This window comes from Sedimenticola hydrogenitrophicus (assembly GCF_025175675.1).
GTDB lineage: Bacteria > Pseudomonadota > Gammaproteobacteria > Chromatiales > Chromatiaceae > Sedimenticola > Sedimenticola hydrogenitrophicus.
Window position 1 is genome coordinate 1 of the sequence record NZ_JANIOA010000003.1, and the last position, 15,861, is coordinate 15,861.

Here is a 15,861-nt window from a genome sequence, read left to right on the forward strand (position 1 = left end):
AGTTGTTGGGCAGTTACCGGCCTATCCATGAGAATAATATTCTTATATCGGGTTCCGGGCAACGCGCCGGGGCCGTCGTCGATAGGCTCCGGCAACGCGCGATTTGCTGCACCTGCTTAAGACGGATATAATCACGCGTCAGCGGTGAATTTAGCTAATGGGGCTATCTGTTGCCGCTATAAGCAAACTGATCACCGAACGTCCCCCCCGACCGGGTGGCGTTCTGTTATTGCCGGGCGATCAGATCTCTCACTCCGGTGAGATAGATCGATCTGCAGCTCCACTGCCTGCCCTACGCATAACGAAGAACGCATCGTATTGCGGATGCACACGATGTACATAATTAACGGCGTGCTTCAAAGTCACTGCGTGTTGAACAGGTCAAACACCTATTCCGATCACGCCTGTGGCTCTCGCTTTCGATAGGAATCTGGATACTGGGATTAGCCCGGTGATGCCAGGTGAAATTCAACCCTGTCCGGTTCCTGAACGAAGAAAGCACGCCCTGGGAATATCACAATATGAAACGTATGTTGATCAACGCAACTCAGCCTGAGGAGTTGCGGGTAGCCATCGTGGATGGCCAAAAATTATACAACCTGGATATAGAAACCGCCGGCAGAGAACAGAAAAAAGCCAATATATACAAAGGGAAAATCACTCGTGTAGAACCGAGTCTCGAAGCCGCCTTTGTAGAGTATGGTTCGGACCGCCACGGTTTCCTCCCCCTCAAAGAGATCTCCCGAAACTACTTTACCGCTGCCGCCAAAGAGTCTGGCGGGCGCGTACAGATCAAGGATGCGATCAAAGAGGGACAGGAGGTCGTAGTCCAGATTGAGAAGGAAGAGCGTGGCAACAAGGGCGCTGCGCTGACCACCTTCATCTCCCTCGCCGGCCGCTATCTGGTGCTGATGCCGAATAATCCGCGCGCCGGCGGCATTTCCCGCCGCATCGAAGGCCAGGAACGAAACGAGTTAAGAGACGCCATGTCCGGCCTGGAGATCCCGGATGGGGCCGGCCTGATCGTGCGTACCGCCGGGATCGGCAAGAGCCAGGAAGACCTGCAGTGGGATCTCAATTACTTGCTGCAGTTGTGGGAAGCGATCGAAACCTCGGCCAAAGAGAAATCCGCCCCGTTCCTGATCTACCAGGAGAGTAATGTCATCATCCGCTCCATCCGTGACCATTTGCGCGCGGATATTGGCGAGATCGTAATTGACCACCCCGAGGTCTATAAGGAAGCGTGCGAATTCATCGAACAGGTGATGCCGCACAATGTCCGAAAACTGCGCCACTACACCGATGAAGTACCGCTGTTCAGTCGTTACCAGATTGAAAGTCAGATCGAATCCGCCTTCCAGCGCGAGGTGCGTCTGCCTTCCGGTGGGGCGATCGTGATCGATCACACCGAGGCGCTGACCTCCATCGACATCAACTCGGCTCGTTCCACCAAGGGCGCCGATATCGAGGAGACGGCACTGAACACCAATCTGGAGGCGGCGGACGAGATCGCCCGCCAGCTCAGAATGCGTGACATGGGCGGCCTGTTCGTCATCGATTTCATCGACATGACCCCCACCCGCAATCAGCGGGAGGTTGAAAATCGTCTCAAGGAGGCGATGAAACAGGATCGTGCCCGCGTCCAGTTGGGGCGGATTTCGCGCTTCGGGCTGCTCGAACTCTCGCGTCAGCGGCTACGTCCTTCCCTCGGTGAATCGATGCTGCATGTCTGCCCCCGCTGCGACGGGCATGGCTTTATCCGCGGAGTTGAATCCCTGGCGCTTTCCGTGCTTCGAATTATCGAAGAGCACGCCATGAAGGAAAATACCCTGCGGATCAACGCCCAGTTGCCTGTGGATGTGGCGACCTTCCTGCTGAACGAAAAGCGCGAGGCGATCCATGATATCGAGCAGCGCCAGGACGTGGATGTGGTGTTGATTCCAAATATCCATTTGGAGACGCCACATTACGAAATCGAGCGCATTCGTGAGCAGGATGTTCAGGAAGGCGCCGAAGAGACCGCCAGCTACAAGATGATGATGGAACCGGAGGATAGAACCCCCGGTTTTGCGAAACCCAAGGAGACCAAAACGGAAGAACCGACCGTCAAACGGGTTATCCCCTCCTCCCCTGCACCGACCCCGCAGCAGCGGCAGACCCAGGAGGTACAGCCGGAACTGCCGCGTGAGAAAGGATTCTTCAGCAAGCTGTGGAAGGCTATCATCGGCAGCGATACCGAAGCGGTCGAATCCAGCGCGCAACAACAGCCCAAGGCGAGAACACGGCCGAGCGAAAAGCGTGCGGAAGAACCCAGAACACGGGACAAGCGTACCCGGGAGAGCCAGGACGAGAGTCGTCGCTCGAGTGCCGGCCGCGGCGGAAAACCGAAGTCGCCTGGAAAGAAGAGAGCCGACGACGGTCGCCAACAGCAACCCGTTCAGCGTAAGAGTGGCGGCAGTCCGGCCGACAAGCGCTCGGAAAGCGATGAAGAGAAGCGCGAGACCGGTCAGAAGGTGGCAACCGGCGGGGAGAAGCCCGAGACCGGTCAAAAGGTTACAACCGCCGAAGAGAACCGGGCGACCGAGCAGGCAGTGGCGGGCGAGGAGCAGAAGCGCAGCTCCCGTCGCGGCCGTCGTGGCGGCCGGCGTCGGCGTAAGGCAAGCCCGGGTGATAACGAGACGGCAACGACCGTAACGACCGAAAATGGGGAAGAAGCGAAGTCTGAGCCGGTGGCGGAGACGCCTGTGACGAAAGAGCGCGGTGAATCGTCGACGGTTCAGTCACGCCAACAAGGCAGGGCATTGCGTTCACGCCAATCCAGCCAACAGGGTGCCGGAAGTGACGCACCGGATACGGAAGTTTCAACCACCTCCGGCAATGAAGGCGCGGCGCCTGCTTCTGAGTCTGGCGAAGCCCGGGTACCGGAGACCCCCGCCGTCGCACGGGATGCTGACAAGGCAGGTTCGGATAGCGTCGGGAAGCCGGTACCGACCTCCGAGGCGCGCAACACCCCCACCGCGGCAACGGCTGAAACGACAGAAAAGCCGACACCGTCCGAGAAAAGTCCGAGAGCCGAATCCACCCCGACAATCGCGGTGCAGAAGACGCCGGTCATATCGGAAGATCGGCCGACCGAACCAAAGGCTGAACCTAAAACAGCGGCGAAAACCGAGCAGAAGAGTGAGGGCAAAGCGGACACCCCAGTGAAGCGCGAGTCACCGGAACCCGCGCTACGCCAGGTCGAGACCAAACCGGACGCGGTCAAACCGCCAGTAGAGACCACAACCCCGGCAAAACCGGTAGCGGAGCGCCCGGCCAGACCGGTGCCTGTGACCTCGGAAGCGCCCAAATCTCCACTCACCGCAGCACAACCCCTGCGCCAGGTCGAGACCAAGCCGGAGGCGGTCAAACCACCTGTAGAGGCCGCTACCCCGTCAAAACCGGTAGCGGAGCGCCCGGCGAGACCGGCGCCCGTGGTCTCGGAAGCGCCCAAATCTCCACTCACCGCAGCACAACCCCTGCGCCAGGTCGAGACCAAGCCAAGCGGCTCGGCAGAATCTTCAAATCCGCCTGGCAAGACAGCGGCGGTGGACTCCAAACCGGCCGCACCGGCCGTGGCCGATGAGTCCACGGACGCCACCGCCCCGGCAAAGAACCCGGTTTCCGGCAACCAAGCGGATAATCCGCCTGCGTCGGACAAGGAAGACTAACCGGGACATCCCACCGGGTTAACAACTGAAACAGAGGCGGCCCATGGGCCGCCTCTCTGCTTTAGGGTGTGAAAAGAAATAATCGTGAAACTTCTCACCCGGTCTGTAAGTGATTGGCCTGCCTTGTTGGCCGATCTTGATGGCGCCTTGAATCCGGCCCCTTTTTCAGATTCAAGCCTGCCCTTGTCTGAGCGAAGCGAGTTTGGGCAGGCGCTGAAAAAGGGGCCGGATTCGAGGAGAAAAACCATCACGTGAGGCCGGCAAGGCAGGGCAATCACCCCGTGAGTAGTTACATAATTGTTACAGAATCCGCTTCCGTCCGATCAGATGTGATGCTCTTCTCTGATCGCCGCCAACAGGGCTTCCGTCGCGGCCGACACCAGGTCGAATACCCTGTCGAACCCGCCATTGCCGCCATAATAGGGATCGGGTACTTCCCGGACTCCCAGTTCGGGGGCAAAATCTAGCAGCAGATGCAGTTTTGCTCTATGGGCTTCCGGCGCGATCTCCAACAGGTTGTCCAGATTATCCCTGTCCATGGCAATCACATAGTCAAACTGCTCGAAATCCCCCCTCGCCGCTTTGCGGGCACGTTGTCCGCTCAGGTCTATGCCTCGCCCGCGGGCGGTTTCCTGGGCGCGGGGATCGGGCGATTTACCTATGTGATAGGCATGGGTGCCGGCGGAGTCGACCTCGATCAGGGCGGCGAGCCCGGCATCCCGAACCATCCGTTCAAATACCCCGTGAGCGGTGGGTGAACGGCAGATGTTGCCCATGCAGACAAAGAGAACTGATATTTTTTTCATATTTATCAAATAAATATACTGTTATTTAAAGATTGTTTCCAGATAGAAAATAGTACCTTTCCGGGCGCATGATTACAAATGCCCACGTGCGGTTGACATGATTATAGGCCGTATCGCGTGCGGTGAAGTCTGGTCGCACAGCTGCATGCCGGGTGGATTGAGTTTGCGCGTATCTTTACCGACGCCTGGTAAAACATCACCTATAATCAATGGAGGCGGCGGACCGCGTTTAGACCGGAAGCAAATATGATGAAATGGTTTTCCAAAGAAGAGACCAGGCCTTTGAGCGTCGAAGAAATGCGCAAGGCTGAATTGGCGAAGATCAGACATTATGATCGTTTTATTCTGCTGCGGATCGCCCGCTGCGGCTGTAAAACGGCGATCAATCAGATGGATCAGGTATATCCGGTCGACCAACCGCCACAACTACCATTGCCTGGTTGTAATGCCCCCGAATGCCATTGTGTATATGAAGGCATTGTCAATCGTCGCGCTGCCAAATCAAGACGCTTTCGGGTGGAGCGCAGAAAAAGCCTGCGGGCCGAAGATGAGCGACGCAAAAACCATGGCCGCAGGAAAGGCGATCTACTCGCCTCCTATGGCCATTTTTAGCTGATAACGTCCCTGCTTTCCCTGCCCGGCTAATTTCCCAGCTAAGCCCGAGGCCACGCTTATGCGTGATTTTCGTGTGGTTGAATTCTCCGGATCCGTACTTATATGTTTTTGACAGGGTCACTATTCCCCGGTATTTTCGCCACAATCTGGAGATTACTTTGCACGATCGGGATTTTATTCAGCGTATCCGCTCACTGATCGGAAGCCATTTCAACCATCTCGGCAAGGAGTGGGTGCTCCATGAGGTGTTGGCGGATGAAGGGGTTCTGGTGCTTGCCGATCCCTCGAACAAGGCGGTAATCCAGACCAATCTGTTTGGCGAACCCTCCAGAAAAGGACCGGAAACCATCCTGATTCCATTGTTCGGCAAGGGCCCGGATACCCTTTCCGATGAACTCATGGAACTGCTTGCCAATAAGGTCGGTTCGGGCTCTGCTCATTAATGGTAACTACTCACCCGGTGAGTAGTTACCATTAATCTAGTGATGGGATTCGTTCTGCTGCCGGAACTGCCGATTGAGCCGCTCCAGGTCATGCGGCGTATCCACCCCCTGCCCCGGCACCACGCCGGCGGCGCTGACGTGTATCCGTTCGCCATGCCAGAGCACCCGAAGCTGCTCAAGCGACTCAAGCAGTTCCAGGGGCGCGGGTGGCCAGTGAATATAGCGTTCCAGAAATCCGGCCCGGTAGGCATACAGCCCGATGTGTCGGCGATAGCCCAGGAGCGTTGCCGGTACCCGCTCCCGGCTGGCAAACTCATCCCGGTTCCAGGGGATAGGTGCGCGACTGAAGTAGAGGGCGTAACCTTTGGCGTCGGTTACCAGTTTGACCACATTCGGATCAAACAGCTGCGCCCCGTCACTCAGATCCGCGGAGAGCGTGGTCATCACGGCATCCGTATGCCGTTCCATATCGAGCGCCACCTGGTGCAGCAGCGTGGCGGGCATGTCCGGCTCATCCCCCTGAAGATTGACCACAATCTGATCCGCTGTCCAGGCAAACTGTTTCACCACCTCGGCAATGCGATCGGTGCCGCTGCGGTGACGGGAATCGGTCAGGCAGACCTCGCCGCCAAACCCCCGGACACAGGCGGCGATTCGCTGATCGTCCGTAGCCACGACTATCTGCTCGGCGCCACTCTCGACGGCACGCTGGTGCACGTGCTGAATCATCGGTTTCCCGGCGATTTCGAGCAGTGGTTTACCCGGCAACCGGGTTGAGGCATAGCGGGCGGGTATGACTACTTTAAAGTTCATGCGGACTCCCAAAGGCGAGACGACGGACGGATTATTCGACTTCCTCGTCCGCTGGCAGGCTCCGTGCCTCCTCTTCCAGCATGACCGGGATGCCGTCACGAATCGGGAAGGCCAGACGGTCCGCCTTGCAGATCAGCTCAGCCGCCTTCTTGTTATAGGTCAGTTTGCTCTTGCACAGGGGGCACACCAAGATATCAAGCAATTTTTTATCCATTTCCAATCTCACTTATCCGCTGATCCAGCTGTTGTATGAAGCCCGTATCCGGTTGCGCACTGACTTCCAGGTACCAGTGCCGCCGATGGGCGAATGGAGCGCATTTTACCGCATCTTTCTCGGTAATGATTACCGGCAAGGCATCATCCGGGGTTATTTCCGCCTCGCGGAAGCGGTGGTGATCGGGGAACGGATGGGTGCGCGGCCGCAGGCCCGCTGTACGCAAGGTGTCGAAAAAACGCTCCGGATTACCTATCCCCGCCATGGCATGTACCGGCTGATCTTTAAAGTAGTCCAACCCGACCGCGAGGGACGGCGCCGCCAGGTTGATCAGTTGTCCCGGTACCAGATTCATCCGGTAGTCGGCCAGTGTTGTCCGCCCAAGCGTCGAAGGTCCATTGGCGATCACCAGGTCGGCCTGGGCCAGTCGTGACGCACCCTCGCGCAGCGGACCGGCCGGCAGCGACAACCCATTGCCCAGCCCCCTTGCGCCGTCGAGTACCACGATCTCCAGGTCGCGGTGGAGTGCGTAGTGTTGCAGACCGTCATCGGAGATCAGGATGTTGCAATCGGCCGTGGCAAGCAGCGCCCGGGCTGTTGCGGGTCTGTCGGGCCCCACCCACAACGGGCAGCCGGTTCGGCTGGCCAGCATCACCGGTTCATCCCCCACCTGGGTGGGATCGCTTTGCGGCACCACCGGCAGCGGCCACTCGGTTGCCTTGCCACCATAGCCCCGGGAGATGATACCCGGCTTGTAACCCAGATCCTGCAGGTGTCGCGCCAGCCAGATTACCAGTGGTGTCTTGCCGGTACCGCCGACGCTGATATTGCCCACGACAATGACCGGGACCGGCAGTTTTTTCGTGGTAAACAGGCCGACTGCGTAGGCGCGCCGCCGGAGCCGGCTGACCAGGCTAAACAGCCAGGAGAGCGGCAGCAGGGCTACGGAAACCGGATTGTAGCTATACCAGTAGTGATCCAGGCGTTTCACGGATCGGTCAGTTGCCCTCTACCGGCTGCTTGCCGGGAAAGGTCATGTTGACAAAGCCCAGTTGACTAGTGACATCCATCACCTTGAACACCGACTGGAAGGGGGCGCGGGCATCCGCCTTGATGATCACCGGCAGGTCCCGGCGCATGCCGGCCGCCTTTTCGATGGCCCGCTTCAGGGTGTCGGCCTCGGTGTTCACCACCTCACGTTCGTCCACGTAGAAGCGTCCGCTGGCATCGACGGTAATCGCCAGGACCTTCTCCGCCTCCACCTGCTCATCCTGGGTGGCGGCCGTCGGCAGTTCCACCTTGATCCGCGACTCCTTGTCGAAGGTGGTGGAGACCATGAAGAAGATCAGCAGCAGGAACACCACGTCGATCAACGGGGTGAGGTTCAGCTCGGGTGACTCCTTGCGATGGGGGCGTAGATTCACCTTGGGTTACTCCTGCTCACGCTCACCCTGCATCACCTCGACCATTTTCAGCGCCTGCTCCTCCATCTTGATCACCAGCCGATCCACCTTACCGCCGAAGTAGCGGTGGAACATCAGACTGGGAATGGCCACGGAGAGTCCGGCGGCCGTGGTGATGAGGGCCTCGGAGATGCCCCCGGCGAGCACGGTGGGATTGCCGACACCCGCGGTCATGATGGCGGCGAATACCTTGATCATGCCGATCACCGTACCCAGCAGACCCAGCAGGGGGGCGATGGAGGCGATGGTGCCCAGGGTGTTCAGGTAGCGTTCCAGCTCGTGGACCACCTGGCGGCCCACCTCCTCTATCGCCTCTTTCATCACAATCCTGGAATGCTGGCGATTGGCCAAGCCGGCGGACAGGATACGTCCCAGGGGAGAGCCCTCCTTGACCGTCACCACGTGGGCGTTGGTGAGCTGCCCCTTGCTATGCAGCTGCCAGATCTGGGCCACCAGGTTATTCGGTATGACACGTCGGGATCGAAGCGCCCAGAGCCGCTCGATAATGATCGCCAGGGCGACAATGGAGCATGCGATGATAGGCAGCATGAGTATGCCGCCGGCCTTAACCAGTTCAAACACCTTATCTAGTCCCTCTGGAGTTGGTTTGTGCGGATCAGGGCAACCCGCCCCACCAAATGAGCAGTATCATACTGTATTCCATGCCGTGATCGAAAGCTGTTAGGCATTTCCCATCAGGGCCACGTCATCTAAACGCGCAAATGCTTGAAAGAGATGATCTGCCTGCTTGCTTGCCGGGACGCCATAAACCCATTGCATCCTCGGCTCCGTAAACGGTACATCCCTGTACCACTCCTCCTGGGGGCTTGCCACGTCCATCCATGGCCGCGGACACCCGTCAAGCAAGCAGTCAGATCCTCACCCCGCCCGAAGTTAGATGACATCGTCCTGCATTTCCCATCCCGGCCTACTGTCAGAAAGGTGTCGTCATCCAGTAGCGCCGGTGGGTCTTGCGATAACTGAAGGGGCCTTCAATCCGGCCGTCCGCCGTGAAGCGCAGGGATATCGCACCGGCTTCAGCGGTATTCAGCAGAGTCACCGCCCGCCCCTGCCAGCGCTCCCGTACCACCGCCTTGGGGAATCCATAACGGTTGCGGTAGCCGGCCGATATCAGACCATAGCGTACCCCGGTCGCGGCGATGAACTGCGTACCCGAAGAACCAGCGCTGCCGTGATGCGGCACCGTCACCACTGCCGACGCCAGGCGCTCCCCATAGTGCGCGATCAAGCGCTCCTCTGCTGCCGCCTCAATATCCCCGGTCAGCAACAGCTGCCCGGCGGCCGTGGCGACGGCAAGCACACAGGAGGCGTCATTGCCCCGCCAGTGTGCAGCACCGTCCGGGTGTAGTATCTCAAAGCGTACCCCGTCCCAGGTCCAGTGCGTACCGGCCGCACAGCGCACCGGTTTGCCGCTGGGGATACGCCCCGGCTCACCGCTCAACAGTGTTCCCGAGGGAAGCTCCCGCAGCACGGTTGCCAACCCGCCACGATGATCCATATCCCCATTGGTGACGATGATCCGGTCGATCTTCTCCACCCCCCGGCTCCTCAGGTAGGGCACCACAACCGCCGCCCCGGTATCGAATCCCGATGGAAACCGGGGTCCTGCATCGTACAGCAGCACGTGCCGCGAAGTCTCCAGTACGATGGCCAGCCCCTGTCCCACATCGAGCATGGTCATCCAGACCTCGCCCCGGGGAGGTGACGCAGGCCGGTAGAACAGCAGCGGCCAGATCAGCAGCAATCCCAGCCACCTTCCCGGGATGCCGGCCGGCAACAACAGCAATAGGATGCTCAACAGCATGCCCAGCAGCATCCACAGCGGAGGGACGCCGGCCAGGGAGATGGTGTCGCTGTGCTCCGCCACCAGGGCCAGGAGCCACTGTGTCTGTCCCAGTAACCAGGTGGTGGCGGCCAGCAGCAGGGTCCCCAGGGATGGCCACAGCATCAGCGCGGTCACCGAGAACAGCGTAAGCGGCACCAGCAGCAGTGAGAAGAGTGGGACCACCATGAGATTCACCAGGGGAGAGACGATCGGCAGCTCAAATCCCAGCAACAGCAGTATCGGGGCAAGGCCCAGGGCCACGACCCACTGCACCTTGAACAGACCCGCAATAAGTGCGGCCGTCAGTCTGAGCCGGCCGAGGATGCCTAGCAGAATCACCGCCACCGCCCCGAAAGAGAGCCAGAAACCGGGCGATATCACCGCGATCGGATCGATCAGCACGATCGACAGCAAGGCGATACAGAGACTCCGTGCCGGTTGAACGGGACGGCGGCAGAGCACGCCACCGAGCACCGCGGACAACATCACCAGTGCCCTGACACAGGGGATGGCGAAGCCTGCCAGTCCGGCATAACAGAAGCCGCTGATCAGGGCGGCAACGGCGCCCGCCTGGGGGGCAGGCATCAGGCCGCAGAGTCTGGCGGAACGCCGCCATAACCCGCCGGCGAGAAAAAAACCGATGCCGGAGACGATGCCGATATGCAGTCCGGATATCGCCACCAGATGATTGGTGCCGGTCTTGCGAAATACCGCCCACTCCGCCGGTGAAATCCGGCTGCGATCGCCTATCATCAGGGCACGCACCAGACCCGCCGGCTCTCCCGGTGGCAGCACCGAGTCGATCTTTTCGGCGATGGCTTGCCGCATCCGCTCAAACTGATAGCCGATAGCTACGCTACCCAGGCGGCGGTTCACAGCGCCGGCACGAATGTAGCCGGTGGCCCGGATCCCCTTCTGGAACAGGCTGGCTTCATAGTCGAACGCGCCGGGATTGGCCAGACCGTGCGGGCGTTTCAGGCGCACCGAGAACTGCCAGCGGTCACCCGCCGACAGCGCCGGGGCATGCCGATACCAGTTCAACAGCACCCGACCGGGAACGGGGTAAGCCTGTTGCGCGTCGGCCAGTTGCTCGACCTGAAACCAGAAGCGGGTTCGATCTGCGGTCACATCCGGGAGTGATTCGATGACACCGGTGGCCAGTAAATCAGCCCCTTCCAGGGTCTCGGGCAGCGTGGCGTCCAGTGCGGAATGGGCCATGACGGCGGCCCAGAAGAACCCACCCAACAGGGTGACGGGTAGCTGAATGACTGGAGTGGCGCGGTATCGCCAGGCAAGCAGACAGAGTGGCAATAACAGCGGCAATGCGGACAACGGAGGCAGTGTCGACTGAAACTGTAGCAGTACAACACCGGACACAAAGGCGACCGTGGTGTAAATCATCTCCCTTCCCTGGGTCAGATATTCAACGAGTCAGTAGATTAAGTCTTATGGCAGTTTAACGCCAGCGCTATCTGTAGCGTGTCATATCATGCCGGCTGTCTGGCCTCGCACACCGCGAACCGCGGGTGGGGTCGCCGGCTGAACCGGCCGCTCCTCGCGCCGGCCTCAGGCCGCCGGCCACCCGGACTGATTTGCCCGCCGGCAATCGATATTTACCGTGCAAATACTGGTCAAAACGGTATGGGCGTGATTCAATACTCTGCCCTTTACAAGGGGATTGCATGGTTGAGAAGAGGTTGTATGCCGAAAAACCTGATCAAACGTTTTACCCCGAATCACGAGACGATTCGCAATCACCGGCATCTCAAGGTATTTGGTCAGCTTCTCCACGATCCGAACCTCTGGCACATGAACCGCCGCTCGGTCGCCGGCGCCTTTGCCGTCGGGTTGTTCTGGGCCCTCATCCCCATCCCTTTCCAGATGATTGCCGCCGCGGCCACCGCCATACCGACGCGGGTCAATATGCCGATATCGCTGGCCCTGGTATGGATCACCAATCCGCTCACCATGCCACCGATGTTTTATTTCACCTATCTGGTCGGCACCTGGATCCTGGGCACTCCGGCGGCCAACGGCCACTTTGAACCGACCATGGCGTGGTTCAGCCACAGCATGGGAAATATCTGGCTGCCGCTCTACCTGGGCAGCCTGGTGTGCGCGCTGATTGCCGCCCTCCTGGGCTACCTCTCCATTCGCGGACTCTGGCGCATGCACATCATCTCGAACTGGAAAAACCGGCGGGGCCAGAAATAGGCTCTCAGGAGGTGGGCTGGCCGTTCAACACGCCATCGGAGAGGTGCAGCACCCGGTCCATGCTTTCCGCCAGCGCGATGTCGTGGGTCACGACGATAAAACTGGTCTGCAGATCCCGGTTCAGCTCGAGCATCAGTTCGTAGACCTGCCTTGCCGTTTTCTGGTCCAGGTTGCCGGTCGGTTCGTCGGCCAGTACACAGCGTGGGTGGCTCACCAGCGCCCTGGCCACCGCGGCCCGTTGGCGTTCGCCACCGGAAAGTTCGGCCGGCTTATGCTCCAGCCGGTGTTCCAGCCCGACCCGTGACAGCATCTGCGCCGCCCGCCGCCGGGCTTCAGGCACCGGATGATTGCCGATCATCAGCGGCATGGCAACATTCTCCAGGGCGGTGAACTCCGGCAGCAGGTGGTGAAACTGGTAGACAAACCCCAGAGCCTGGTTGCGCAGCAGGCCCCGCGCCTTCTCGTTCATGCGATCCAGGTTGTGTCCGTCGACCAGGACCTCACCGCCACTGGCCCGATCCAGTCCCCCCAGACAGTGCAGCAGCGTGCTCTTGCCCGAGCCGGAACTGCCGACGATGGCGACCCGTTCACCGCGGCCGATGCGCAGGGTGATGCCGTTCAGCACCTTTACGGTCAGTTTTCCATCGGCAAAGGTCCGGGTCAGATCCCGACATTCGAGCACGCTGGTCTGATCACTCATAGCGCAACGCCTCGGCCGGCTGGGTACGGGAGGCACGCCAGGCGGGATAGAGAGTGGCCACCAGGGTGATGAAGAAGGCGCTGATACTGATCATGCCCACATCGTCCCAGTGCAGGTCCGACGGCAGGGTGCTGATGTAGTAGATATTGGGATCGAGAAAGTTCACATCAAAGAGCCCTTCGACCGATTTGACAATCGATTCAAGATTCAGTGACAGCAGGATGCCGCCGCCAATCCCCAGCAGCGTCCCGACAAAGCCGATGGTGGCGCCCTGGATGATGAAGATCCCCATGATGCTACGCGGTGAGATGCCCAGGGTGCGCAGGATGGCGATGTCGCTCTGCTTGTCCGTCACCACCATCACCAGCGTGGAAACAATATTGAAAGCCGCCACGGCCACGATCAGGAACAGGATCAGCGACATCATGCGCTTTTCGGTGCGCAACGCACTGAAGAAATTCCGGTGCTGGAAGGTCCAGTCGCTGACCCGGTAGACCCCCGGTAGCTGTTTCGCCAGCTCACGCGAGACCTGGGGTGCCAGGTAGAGGTCGTCGAGCTTGAGCCGGACACCGGTGACGCCGTCCTCAAGTTTCAGCAGCCTGGCGGCGTCCTGCATGTGGATCAGCGCCAGTCCCCTGTCATACTCCCCCATGCCGACCTCGAAGATGCCGCTGACCGTGAAGCGCTTCAGCCGCGGCATGGCACCTGCGGGGGTGATGCGTATCTGCGGCGTGACCACCGTCACCTTGTCACCGACCCCGACCCCCAGCAGCAGGGCCAGCTCCTTGCCCAGGATGATGTCGAAACTCCCGGGGCGCAACTGCTCCAGGCTCCCGGCCAGCATATGCTCGCCCACTTCCGAGACCCGCGGTTCATATTCCGGCAGAATGCCGCGCAGGATGGCCCCGTTCACCTGCTGCCCATTGGTCAGCATGGTCTGGGCCTCGATGAAGGGCGCCTGCCCAACCACGTTGGGGTGCCTGGTGGACAACTCCATCGCCTGTTGCCACTCTCTGAGGTTGTTCTGGTAAGAGGAGATGGTGGCATGAGACGTCATTCCGAGAATTCGTTCACGGACTTCCTTGTGAAAGCCATTCATAACTGAGAGCACCGCAATCAACGCCACCACACCCAGCATGATCCCCAACATGGAGATCAGCGAGATGAAGGAGATGAAGTGGTTGCGTCGTTTGGCGCGCGTGTACCGCAATCCGATATACAGTTCGAGAGGCTTATACATAGGCGCGCATTAAACCATATTCCGAAAGCCGCTCCCAGCCATCCATGGCTTCCGCGGCATAAGAGTCCGCGCAAGAATAAGTTCCTGTATTCGGTCGCCCCTGGACCCCGCTGGCGGCGTTACGCTTTTTGGCAAGGGAACAGCCATGCCTGCAAAGCGTGCCTTGCCAGCGTGGCCCAGGAACACCCTCGGTACTACGGAATTATTCTTGTGCGGGCCCTAAGTCCATCCCTGGACAAAAAAAACACCTTTGTGTTTCGGGAACTAGATCAAAATGCTATATTTTACTTTAGAGAATAAGAGGACAGGAGTTCCAATATCATGAAACCCATTTCAACACTGTTGCTGATTGCTGCGCTCTCGTCCGTCGCCCCGTTGGCACCAGCCGATGTGCTCTTGGTTGATGCCATCAAACAGGCTCCCGCCAACAGCAGTGAGGGCTTGGTGCGTCCTCGTCCCGGACAGACCATGGAGGCGGTTCGCGTCCGGTTCGGGGAGCCCGAACAAGAGCTGCCCTGGGTCGGTGAACCGCCGATCACGCGCTGGATCTATGGCGATTTCACTGTCTACTTTGAAAACGAGTACGTGATCAACACTGTCGTTCACCGCTGATCCATCAGGCACCGGCCACTCGCCGGTGCTGCTCCTATGGGACCACATCCTTGACATCCGAGTACCTCCTGCCCGCCGAGTGGGCGGATCAATCCGCGATCATGTTGACCTGGCCACATCGGCAGACCGATTGGGCCGACCATCTTGTCGAGGTGGATCAGGTCTACCTCACGATCAGCCGGCAGGTCACCCGTTTCCAGCGGCTGCTGATCGTCTGCCAGAACGAGCGACACCATCAGCTCATCAGCGGGAAGCTTGCCGCAGCGGGAATTGCTCCCGAACGGTTGCACTTCGCCCTCGCTCCCTCCAACGACAGCTGGGCCAGGGACCACGCGCCATTGACCTGTATCGGCGGAAAAGGCGCCTTGTTGCTGGATTTCCAGTTCAACGGCTGGGGCGGGAAGTATCCGGCCGAATTGGATAACCGGATCAATCGGCAGCTGTTCCGTGCCGGGGTATTCGCTGAAACCGAACAGCGTAGCGTTCCCCTGGTGCTCGAAGGTGGCGCGGTGGAGACCGATGGCCAGGGGACACTGCTGGCCACCCGCAGTTCGATCCTGACCCGCAGCAGGAATCCGGACCTGACGGCAGACCAGGTGGAGTCCATACTCTGCCGGCAGCTGGGATTCGATCGCTTCCTGTGGCTGGAGCATGGTCATCTCTCCGGCGACGACACCGACGGCCATATCGACACCCTGGCCCGGTTTGCCGACCCTGCGACCATCCTCTACGCCACGGTAACATCGGCAGATCCCGACTATCCGGAGCTGGAGGCCATGGCCGCCGAACTACGCGCCTTCAGACAACGGGATGGGCAACCTTACCGGCTGATAGCGCTGCCACCGATTCCGCCGATTTTATCGAAACAGGGCGACCGCCTGCCGGCGGGCTATGCCAATTTTCTGATCATCAACGGCGCGGTGCTGCTCCCCGTCTATAATATCCCGCAGGATGCGGCGGCAATCCGCGCGCTGCAGGCCTGTTTTCCGCAGCGTGAGATTATCCCGATCGACTGCCTGCCGTTGATTCGCCAAAACGGCAGCCTGCACTGTATCACCATGCAGTTTCCCGGACAGGTGACATTCTCCCCCGCGGAAGCTTCGTTGCCGGCCTGAACAGCGGGGTTGTGAGCGCCGATCCAATGCTGTTAAATCAGCACAGACCCGTTTGCCTCCCGATTGCCTC

The 15,861-nt window shown here is 59.7% G+C and carries 16 protein-coding genes; 7 read left to right on the forward strand and 9 right to left on the reverse strand.

What is annotated here, in order from left to right:
• Positions 1-521: 521 nt before the first annotated feature.
• Positions 522-3,710, forward strand: coding sequence for a ribonuclease E (gene rne, locus NPX02_RS02805; RefSeq protein ID WP_260291672.1), 3,189 nt, complete (start codon positions 522-524; stop codon positions 3,708-3,710).
• Positions 3,711-3,794: 84 nt separating this feature from the next.
• Complete coding sequence (locus NPX02_RS02810) at positions 3,795-3,965, forward strand: hypothetical protein (RefSeq protein ID WP_260291673.1); 171 nt, start codon at positions 3,795-3,797, stop codon at positions 3,963-3,965.
• A 68-nt stretch (positions 3,966-4,033) separates the two neighbouring features.
• Here the strand turns inward: NPX02_RS02810 and NPX02_RS02815 are convergent, their stop codons facing one another.
• Positions 4,034-4,516 carry a low molecular weight protein-tyrosine-phosphatase gene (locus tag NPX02_RS02815; RefSeq protein ID WP_260291674.1) on the reverse strand — a complete coding sequence of 161 codons (483 nt, stop codon included), beginning with the start codon at positions 4,514-4,516 and terminating at the stop codon, positions 4,034-4,036.
• Between the two features lie 246 nt (positions 4,517-4,762).
• Between NPX02_RS02815 and NPX02_RS02820 the strand changes: the two genes are divergently transcribed.
• Together NPX02_RS02820 and NPX02_RS02825 are read left to right on the forward strand one after the other, a co-directional pair.
• Complete coding sequence (locus NPX02_RS02820; protein WP_260291675.1) at positions 4,763-5,128, forward strand: hypothetical protein; 366 nt, start codon at positions 4,763-4,765, stop codon at positions 5,126-5,128.
• 161 nt (positions 5,129-5,289) lie between these two features.
• Entirely contained in the window at positions 5,290-5,574 is a 285-nt protein-coding gene (locus tag NPX02_RS02825) for a hypothetical protein (protein WP_260291676.1), read from the forward strand.
• Between the two features lie 36 nt (positions 5,575-5,610).
• Here the strand turns inward: NPX02_RS02825 and kdsB are convergent, their stop codons facing one another.
• The 6 genes from kdsB to NPX02_RS02855 form a co-directional block, all read right to left on the reverse strand.
• Positions 5,611-6,387: a 3-deoxy-manno-octulosonate cytidylyltransferase gene (gene kdsB, locus NPX02_RS02830; protein ID WP_260291677.1), complete on the reverse strand. Its 777-nt coding sequence runs from the start codon at positions 6,385-6,387 to the stop codon at positions 5,611-5,613.
• Between the two features lie 31 nt (positions 6,388-6,418).
• Complete coding sequence (locus NPX02_RS02835; RefSeq protein WP_260291679.1) at positions 6,419-6,601, reverse strand: Trm112 family protein; 183 nt, start codon at positions 6,599-6,601, stop codon at positions 6,419-6,421.
• Positions 6,594-7,592 carry a tetraacyldisaccharide 4'-kinase gene (lpxK, locus tag NPX02_RS02840; RefSeq protein ID WP_260291680.1) on the reverse strand — a complete coding sequence of 333 codons (999 nt, stop codon included), beginning with the start codon at positions 7,590-7,592 and terminating at the stop codon, positions 6,594-6,596. The genes NPX02_RS02835 and lpxK overlap by 8 nt, the downstream gene beginning before the upstream one ends.
• A 7-nt stretch (positions 7,593-7,599) precedes the next feature.
• Entirely contained in the window at positions 7,600-8,025 is a 426-nt protein-coding gene (locus NPX02_RS02845; protein ID WP_260291682.1) for an ExbD/TolR family protein, read from the reverse strand.
• A 6-nt stretch (positions 8,026-8,031) separates the two neighbouring features.
• Positions 8,032-8,646 carry a MotA/TolQ/ExbB proton channel family protein gene (locus tag NPX02_RS02850; protein ID WP_260291684.1) on the reverse strand — a complete coding sequence of 205 codons (615 nt, stop codon included), beginning with the start codon at positions 8,644-8,646 and terminating at the stop codon, positions 8,032-8,034.
• Between the two features lie 352 nt (positions 8,647-8,998).
• A complete protein-coding gene (locus tag NPX02_RS02855) occupies positions 8,999-11,311 on the reverse strand; it encodes a DNA internalization-related competence protein ComEC/Rec2 (protein ID WP_260291685.1) in 2,313 nt (770 codons plus the stop codon).
• 300 nt (positions 11,312-11,611) lie between these two features.
• Here NPX02_RS02855 and NPX02_RS02860 point away from each other — a divergent pair, with 300 nt between their 5' ends.
• On the forward strand, positions 11,612-12,124 hold the full coding sequence (locus NPX02_RS02860) for a DUF2062 domain-containing protein (protein WP_260291686.1): 513 nt from the start codon (positions 11,612-11,614) through the stop codon (positions 12,122-12,124).
• Positions 12,125-12,128: 4 nt separating this feature from the next.
• Here the strand turns inward: NPX02_RS02860 and lolD are convergent, their stop codons facing one another.
• Both lolD and NPX02_RS02870 read right to left on the reverse strand, forming a co-directional pair.
• The gene (lolD, locus tag NPX02_RS02865) at positions 12,129-12,824 is read right to left on the reverse strand and encodes a lipoprotein-releasing ABC transporter ATP-binding protein LolD (RefSeq protein WP_260291687.1); all 696 of its coding nucleotides are present in this window, start codon (positions 12,822-12,824) and stop codon (positions 12,129-12,131) included.
• A complete protein-coding gene (locus NPX02_RS02870; protein ID WP_260291688.1) occupies positions 12,817-14,064 on the reverse strand; it encodes a lipoprotein-releasing ABC transporter permease subunit in 1,248 nt (415 codons plus the stop codon). Before NPX02_RS02870 ends, lolD begins: the two co-directional genes overlap by 8 nt.
• Before the next feature lie 321 nt (positions 14,065-14,385).
• On the opposite strand from NPX02_RS02870, the gene NPX02_RS02875 reads away from it, so the two are divergent.
• Together NPX02_RS02875 and NPX02_RS02880 are read left to right on the forward strand one after the other, a co-directional pair.
• Positions 14,386-14,676 (forward strand): hypothetical protein, encoded by a 291-nt coding sequence (locus NPX02_RS02875; RefSeq protein WP_260291689.1) that lies wholly within the window; start codon positions 14,386-14,388, stop codon positions 14,674-14,676.
• Between the two features lie 50 nt (positions 14,677-14,726).
• Positions 14,727-15,791 (forward strand): agmatine deiminase family protein, encoded by a 1,065-nt coding sequence (locus tag NPX02_RS02880; RefSeq protein WP_260291690.1) that lies wholly within the window; start codon positions 14,727-14,729, stop codon positions 15,789-15,791.
• The last annotated feature ends 70 nt before the right edge of the window (positions 15,792-15,861 follow it).

Coding starts and splice junctions, on each gene's coding strand:
- rne (WP_260291672.1), top strand. CDS start 522: ATGAAACGTATGTTGATCAACGCAACTCAGCCTGAGGAGTTGCGGGTA.
- NPX02_RS02815 (WP_260291674.1), bottom strand. CDS start 4,516: ATGAAAAAAATATCAGTTCTCTTTGTCTGCATGGGCAACATCTGCCGT.
- NPX02_RS02820 (WP_260291675.1), top strand. CDS start 4,763: ATGATGAAATGGTTTTCCAAAGAAGAGACCAGGCCTTTGAGCGTCGAA.
- kdsB (WP_260291677.1), bottom strand. CDS start 6,387: ATGAACTTTAAAGTAGTCATACCCGCCCGCTATGCCTCAACCCGGTTG.
- NPX02_RS02835 (WP_260291679.1), bottom strand. CDS start 6,601: ATGGATAAAAAATTGCTTGATATCTTGGTGTGCCCCCTGTGCAAGAGC.
- NPX02_RS02855 (WP_260291685.1), bottom strand. CDS start 11,311: ATGATTTACACCACGGTCGCCTTTGTGTCCGGTGTTGTACTGCTACAG.
- NPX02_RS02860 (WP_260291686.1), top strand. CDS start 11,612: ATGCCGAAAAACCTGATCAAACGTTTTACCCCGAATCACGAGACGATT.
- lolD (WP_260291687.1), bottom strand. CDS start 12,824: ATGAGTGATCAGACCAGCGTGCTCGAATGTCGGGATCTGACCCGGACC.
- NPX02_RS02870 (WP_260291688.1), bottom strand. CDS start 14,064: ATGTATAAGCCTCTCGAACTGTATATCGGATTGCGGTACACGCGCGCC.
- NPX02_RS02875 (WP_260291689.1), top strand. CDS start 14,386: ATGAAACCCATTTCAACACTGTTGCTGATTGCTGCGCTCTCGTCCGTC.